Source organism: Microbacterium sp. (assembly GCF_039812165.1).
In the GTDB taxonomy this organism is placed as follows: Bacteria; Actinomycetota; Actinomycetes; order Actinomycetales; family Microbacteriaceae; genus Microbacterium.
The window spans coordinates 1-5,272 of record NZ_JBDIAB010000194.1 but is presented as its reverse complement, the minus strand read 5'-3'; the positions used below and the strand labels follow the sequence as shown (position 1 = coordinate 5,272).

Here is a 5,272-nt window from a genome sequence, read left to right as displayed (position 1 = left end):
GAGCCCGAGCCGCTCGAGCCGCAGCTGCAGCTCACCGCGGCGATGCTCATCAACGTCATCGCGCGGGGCGGGGATGCCTTCGCGCACGTGCGCTCGCTCGTGTTCGACAACCACGAGCCGCCGGCGCGGCGATACGCGCTCGCCCGACGGGCGCTGGAGATCTACCGCACGCTCAAGGCCGCGGGTGTGGTCGAGGTCGTGGCCGAGCCTGCGGCGGGGCCGGCATCCCCTGCTCTCGCTCACGAACTTCGCAGAACCGAACGAACTCCGCAGGATTCCGCCGAGATCCTGCGAAGTTCGCGCGACTCTGCGACGTTCGTCGAGACAGAGGGGGTGGATGCGGCGGGCGCCGCGACGACGGTGCGGCTCACGGTCGACCTGCAGCCGAACTTCGCGCTCAACCAGCCGCTCTCGCCGTTCGCGCTCGCGGCGATCGGGCTGCTCGACCCCGACGACCGGCCCGGGGCGGCGGGCACGGGGCACTACGCGCTCGACGTCGTGAGCGTCATCGAGGCGACGCTCGACGATCCGCGGCCGGTCCTGTCGCAGCAGCAGTTCCTCGCCCGCGGCGAGGCGGTCGCCGCCATGAAGCGCGAGGGGCTCGACTACGACGAGCGGATGGACGCGCTCGAGGGCGTGACGTACCCGCAGCCCCTCGCGGAGCTCCTCGCGCAGTCGTTCGAGGTGTTCGCGTCGAGCCAGCCGTGGGTGCGCGACTTCGCGCTGTCGCCGAAGTCGGTCGTGCGCGACATGTTCGAGCGCGCGCTCTCGTTCGCCGAGCTGATCTCGTTCTACCAGCTCGCACGCAGCGAGGGGCTGGTGCTCCGCTACCTGAGCGACGCGTACCGCGCGATCCGGCAGACCGTGCCGGCCGAGGCGCAGACCACGGAGCTGCTCGACGTCGTGGAGTGGCTCGGCGAGCTCGTCCGGCAGGTCGACTCGAGCCTCGTGGACGAGTGGGAGAGCCTGATCAACCCGGTCGCGACGGCCGATGAACCCGTGGTGCCGCCGGCTCCGCCGTCAGTGCTCACGAATCGGCGCGCGTTCCTCGTGCTCGTGCGCAACGAGCTGTTCCGGCGCGTGCAGCTCGCCGCCCTCCAGCGCGACGACGAGCTCGTGGCCCTCGACCCCGACGTCGACTGGCCGGTGGCGCTCGACGCGTACTTCGAGGAGCACGACGAGATCCTCACCGGCGGCCCGGCGCGCTCGCCGCGGCTCGTCGACATCGACGAGTCGCCGGCGGATGCCGCGGGTGCGGGCGTGTGGCGCGTCGAGCAGACGATCGACGACCCGGCCGGCGACCACGACTGGCGCATTCGCGGTGAGGTCGACCTCGCGGCATCCGTCGAGGCCGGCTCCGCCGTCGTGCGCATCACCGAGGTGCTGCGTCTCTAGGGCCGGGATGCCGCCGCGCGCGCGGTCAGGACCGTCACGAGGGCGCCGACCAGCAGCACGGCGGCACTGGCGAGGAACGTGCCGCGGTGGCCGGCCAGGTCGAACAGCACGCCGCCGAGCGTCGATCCCAGTGCGATCGAGAGCTGGATGATCGCGACCATCAGCCCGCCGCCGGCTTCGGCGTCGTCGGGCATCGCTCGCGCGACCCAGCTCCACCAGCCGACCGGCGCTGACGTCGAGAGCAGTCCCCACAGGCCGAGCAGCACGAAGACGGGCACGATCCATGGTCCGAACGGGATCAGCGCGACCGCGATGGCCGCCATGAGGATCGGGATGACGACGAGCGTGCGGTACAGGCCGCGCGCGATGAACCCGCCGATGAGGGCCGTGCCGACGAGGCCCGCCGCGCCGATGACGAGCAGCACGAGCGAGAGCGTCGCCTCGTCGACCTTCGGCACCGTCTCCAGGAACGGCCGCACGTAGGTGAACGACACGAACTGCCCCATGAAGAACAGGCCGCACGCGGCCATGCCGAGCGCGATCGGTCGCCGCTTCAGTGCCGTGAAGACGTGGAACACGGTGCGTGAACCCGCGGCGCGCTCGGGAGCCGGCATGGACGGCAGGGTGATCCACTGCCAGACCAGTGCGATCGCCGCGATCGGCACCAGGGCGTAGAACGCGCCGCGCCAGCCGACGATCGAGCCCAGGTAGCTGCCGAGCGGGGCGGCGAGCACGGATGCCAGGGCGTTGCCGCCGTTGAAGATCGCCAGGGCGCGCGGCACGTCGCGCGCCGGGACCAGTCGGATCGCGGTCGCCGCGGACAGCGACCAGAACCCGCCCACGACGATGCCGATGAGCGCCCGCCCGATCATGTAGACGAGGTAGTTCGGAGCCATCCCGACCAGCGCTCCGGAGAGGGCCATGATGCCGGTCATTCCGAGCAGCACGGTCTTGCGGTCCATGCTGCCGGCGAGCGACGAGATCGACAGGCTCGTGAGCACCGCGAACGCGCCGGAGATCGCGATGCCCTGCCCCGCCATCCCCTCGGTGACGCCGAGGTCGGCGGCGATCGGGGTCAGGAGGCTCACGGGCATGAACTCCGAGGCGATGAGCGCGAAGACGCACACCGACATGGCGAACACCGCGCCCCAGTGCGCGCGCTCGCGCTGTTCGGTCTCGGGAGTGTCGGCCTTGTGCTGTGTCATGCGGTGTGCTTCCGTTCGGGATCGTCATCGAGGTCATCACGATTCGTCTCGACGAGGGAGACTCGCTCGTGAGGGGTACCGCCGATGCCCCTTCGGTGGCCCGGACGGTGGGCAGCGCGAACGCCGCCGGTGAGGGGGCGTGCGGGTCTACGTGGCGCGGGTCGGGTCGGGAACGGGCCGGCTCGCGTACCCCTGGGTGGCGGCCCAGCTCGCCAGCAGCGCGAACCTCTCCGCCGTCGGGCTGTCCGATGCCGCGGTGTAACTCGTGATCGACAGGCCCGGCTCACCGGGCACGTCGAGCACGTCGTAGGTGATCGCGAGCGGCCCGACCTCGGGGTGGTGGAAGATCTTGTCGCCGGTGCGGTGCTCGTGCACGTGCTGGTCGGCCCAGTGCCGCCGGAAGACCGGGCTGAGCGTGGACAGCTCGCCGACGAGGGCGGTCAGCGCGGGATTGAGCGGATCGCGGCCGACCTCGAAGCGGAGCATCGCGGCGTTGAGGCTGCACGCCTCGGGCCAGTCGTCGTAGAACTCCTGGGATCGAGGGTCGAGGAAGGCGAACCGAGAGAGGTTCGGCCGGTCGGATTCGAGGAGCTGCGCGTACATCGCCCGGCCGAGGAGGTTCGCCCCGACGATGTCCTGCGCGGCGTCGTAGGCGATCGCCGGCGTGGCCATGCTGTCCAGCATCCGTCGCAGCGACTCGCGCAACGTGCCCGTCGTCCGTCGAACGGGCCGGACGGCGGGCCGCGCGAGATCGAACAGGTGGGCGCGCTCGACGTCGTCGAGCTGGAGCGCTCGCGCGACGGCGTTGAGGATGCTCTCGGAGGCGCCGGTGATCTTGCCGCGTTCGAGCTTCGTGTAGTAGTCGGTGCTGACGCCGGCGAGCACCGCGACCTCTTCGCGCCGCAGCCCCGGCACGCGACGGTTGCCGCCCGCGGGCAGGTCGACCTGTGCGGGCGTGACGTTCGCACGTCGTGAGATCAGGAACTCGCGGATCTCGCTCATCTCATCCTCCTCGCGCACCGTCGCCGTGCAGCGACACCTCCATGTAAGTACGGAACGCCGTTGCGAGGGAGGGTCGGTTCGGACCCCTCACAGAGGTGTCCGCTCACGACGGGGGATGCCGGGTGCGCCGCCGATCGGGTCGGCGCTATGAGTCCGCGTCGCCGAGGTGCGCGAGAGCGTCGTCCGCCTCGCGCAGCAGCTCGTGGAGCGCAGCCAGCCGATCGTCGTCGAGCCCCCGGAAGGCGTCGGCGAGCGCCGCGTCGAAGGCGGTGGTCGTGGCATCCGATGCGCGTCTGCCGGCCGGGCTGAGACGCAGGTGGTGGCTGCGCCGGTCGGTCTCGTGCGGCGCTCGCTCGATCAGCCCGTCGGCGACGAGGCGCTCCACGATCCGGCTCGCCGCTCCGACGGTGATGAGCAGGGCTGCGGCGACGTCCTGGACTCGCGCGGCGCCGTCGGCGCCGCCGACGGTGCGCAGCACCTCGAAACGTCCCAGCGAGACGGCGCCCTCCGTCGCCCGGAGGCGGCGTTCGACCATCGACCACAGTCGAGTCTCGTGGAGCACCAGAGTGTCGAAGTATCGCCCCGCAGCCGCGTTCACGAGGCTATGCTTCCATGGAAGTCGTTTACATGGAAACTATTAGAGGTGGATGCGATGCCGAATGCCCCCGCTCCCGGCCCCGGTGGCACGATGACGTTCCCGCTCGACGATCTTCCGGACGGCGCGGTCCTCCGCTCGGTGACCGCCGCGCCGGCAGAGGTCGCGGGACGGATGGGGCTGCGGGTCCAGCTCACCGAGGCGGTCACGCGCGACGGGGTGCCCGGCGTGGACTACATCGACATGCCCACCTTCGTGCTGTTGCCGGTGCGGTTCGAGACCGGAGCGATCGAGGTCGACGTGTTCAGCAGACTCCGGCCCGACGCGCCCGACTACGCGCTCGGCTTCGCGGGGATCGTCTTCCACGTGACCGACGACGGCGACCGGTTCGAGTCCGTCTATCTCCGTCCCCTCAACGGACTCAAGGAGAGCCCGGCCCCGCCGCGGGACGCGCGAGCGCTCCAGTACTACGCGTTCCCGGACTGGAAGTTCGACCGCCTCCGCGACGAGTATCCCAACGGTCGCTACGAGGCGGGCGCCGACATCGGGCCGGGCGAGTGGAACCGTCTGCGGGTCGAGGTCGACGGCATCCGTGTGTCTGCATTCGTCAACGGCATCCCGGTGCTCGAGGTCGAGGCGAAGCCGGTGTGCGCGAGCGGCGCAATCGGGCTCTGGGTCGACATCGGCACCGACGCCTGCTTCTCCCGCCTGGTCGTCGAACACGGCTAGGCACGACTTTCGTCGGCGAGAAATCACGGTGCGGCAGGCTCCTGCCTCACGGAGTCCGGCGTCGCGGTCTCGCCGTGTTCGCTGGCGGCCCAAGAGGCGAGCAGGCGCATGCGCTCCGCGGAGGGGGAGCCGGGCTCTGCAGAGTAGATCGTCAGGGTGAGCCCCGGCGCGGCCTCCAGGCCCATGCCCTCGTAGGCGAGTGTCAGCTCGCCGACGACCGAGTGGTGGAACGTCTTGAAGCCGGTGCCGTGGTGGCGGACGTCATGTGCGCCCCAGAGGCGCCGGAACTCGGTGCTGCGGGTGCTGAGCTCGCCGATCAGATCGTGGAGCTCCTTGTTGTGGGGGT

5 protein-coding genes and 1 pseudogene are annotated in these 5,272 nt (G+C 70.8%); 2 read left to right on the top strand and 4 right to left on the bottom strand.

Annotated elements, in window-relative coordinates; all coding sequences use genetic code 11:
• Window positions 1-1,395: DUF3516 domain-containing protein (locus WML84_RS12570; RefSeq protein ID WP_347346483.1), on the top strand; the 1,395-nt coding region annotated here is incomplete at its 5' end.
• Here the strand turns inward: WML84_RS12570 and WML84_RS12565 are convergent.
• The 3 genes from WML84_RS12565 to WML84_RS12555 all read right to left on the bottom strand — a co-directional run bounded on the left by WML84_RS12565 (window position 1,392) and on the right by WML84_RS12555 (window position 4,137).
• Window positions 1,392-2,600: an MFS transporter gene (locus WML84_RS12565; RefSeq protein WP_347346482.1), complete on the bottom strand. Its 1,209-nt coding sequence runs from the start codon at window positions 2,598-2,600 to the stop codon at window positions 1,392-1,394. The genes WML84_RS12570 and WML84_RS12565 overlap by 4 nt on opposite strands.
• A 147-nt stretch (window positions 2,601-2,747) precedes the next feature.
• On the bottom strand, window positions 2,748-3,602 hold the full coding sequence (locus tag WML84_RS12560; RefSeq protein WP_347346481.1) for a helix-turn-helix transcriptional regulator: 855 nt from the start codon (window positions 3,600-3,602) through the stop codon (window positions 2,748-2,750).
• 145 nt (window positions 3,603-3,747) lie between these two features.
• A complete protein-coding gene (locus tag WML84_RS12555; RefSeq protein ID WP_347346480.1) occupies window positions 3,748-4,137 on the bottom strand; it encodes a MarR family winged helix-turn-helix transcriptional regulator in 390 nt (129 codons plus the stop codon).
• Window positions 4,138-4,254: 117 nt separating this feature from the next.
• Between WML84_RS12555 and WML84_RS12550 the strand changes: the two genes are divergently transcribed.
• Window positions 4,255-4,926 (top strand): family 16 glycoside hydrolase, encoded by a 672-nt coding sequence (locus tag WML84_RS12550; protein WP_347346479.1) that lies wholly within the window; start codon window positions 4,255-4,257, stop codon window positions 4,924-4,926.
• Between the two features lie 23 nt (window positions 4,927-4,949).
• Here WML84_RS12550 and WML84_RS12545 read toward each other — a convergent pair.
• Window positions 4,950-5,272 (bottom strand): annotated as a pseudogene (locus WML84_RS12545) (transcriptional regulator); the annotation flags it as partial.

Excerpts from the sequence above, each read along its gene's own strand:
- WML84_RS12555 (WP_347346480.1), bottom strand. The coding sequence starts at position 4,137 with ATGGTCGAACGCCGCCTCCGGGCGACGGAGGGCGCCGTCTCGCTGGGA.
- WML84_RS12560 (WP_347346481.1), bottom strand. The coding sequence starts at position 3,602 with ATGAGCGAGATCCGCGAGTTCCTGATCTCACGACGTGCGAACGTCACG.
- WML84_RS12565 (WP_347346482.1), bottom strand. The coding sequence starts at position 2,600 with ATGACACAGCACAAGGCCGACACTCCCGAGACCGAACAGCGCGAGCGC.
- WML84_RS12550 (WP_347346479.1), top strand. The coding sequence starts at position 4,255 with ATGCCGAATGCCCCCGCTCCCGGCCCCGGTGGCACGATGACGTTCCCG.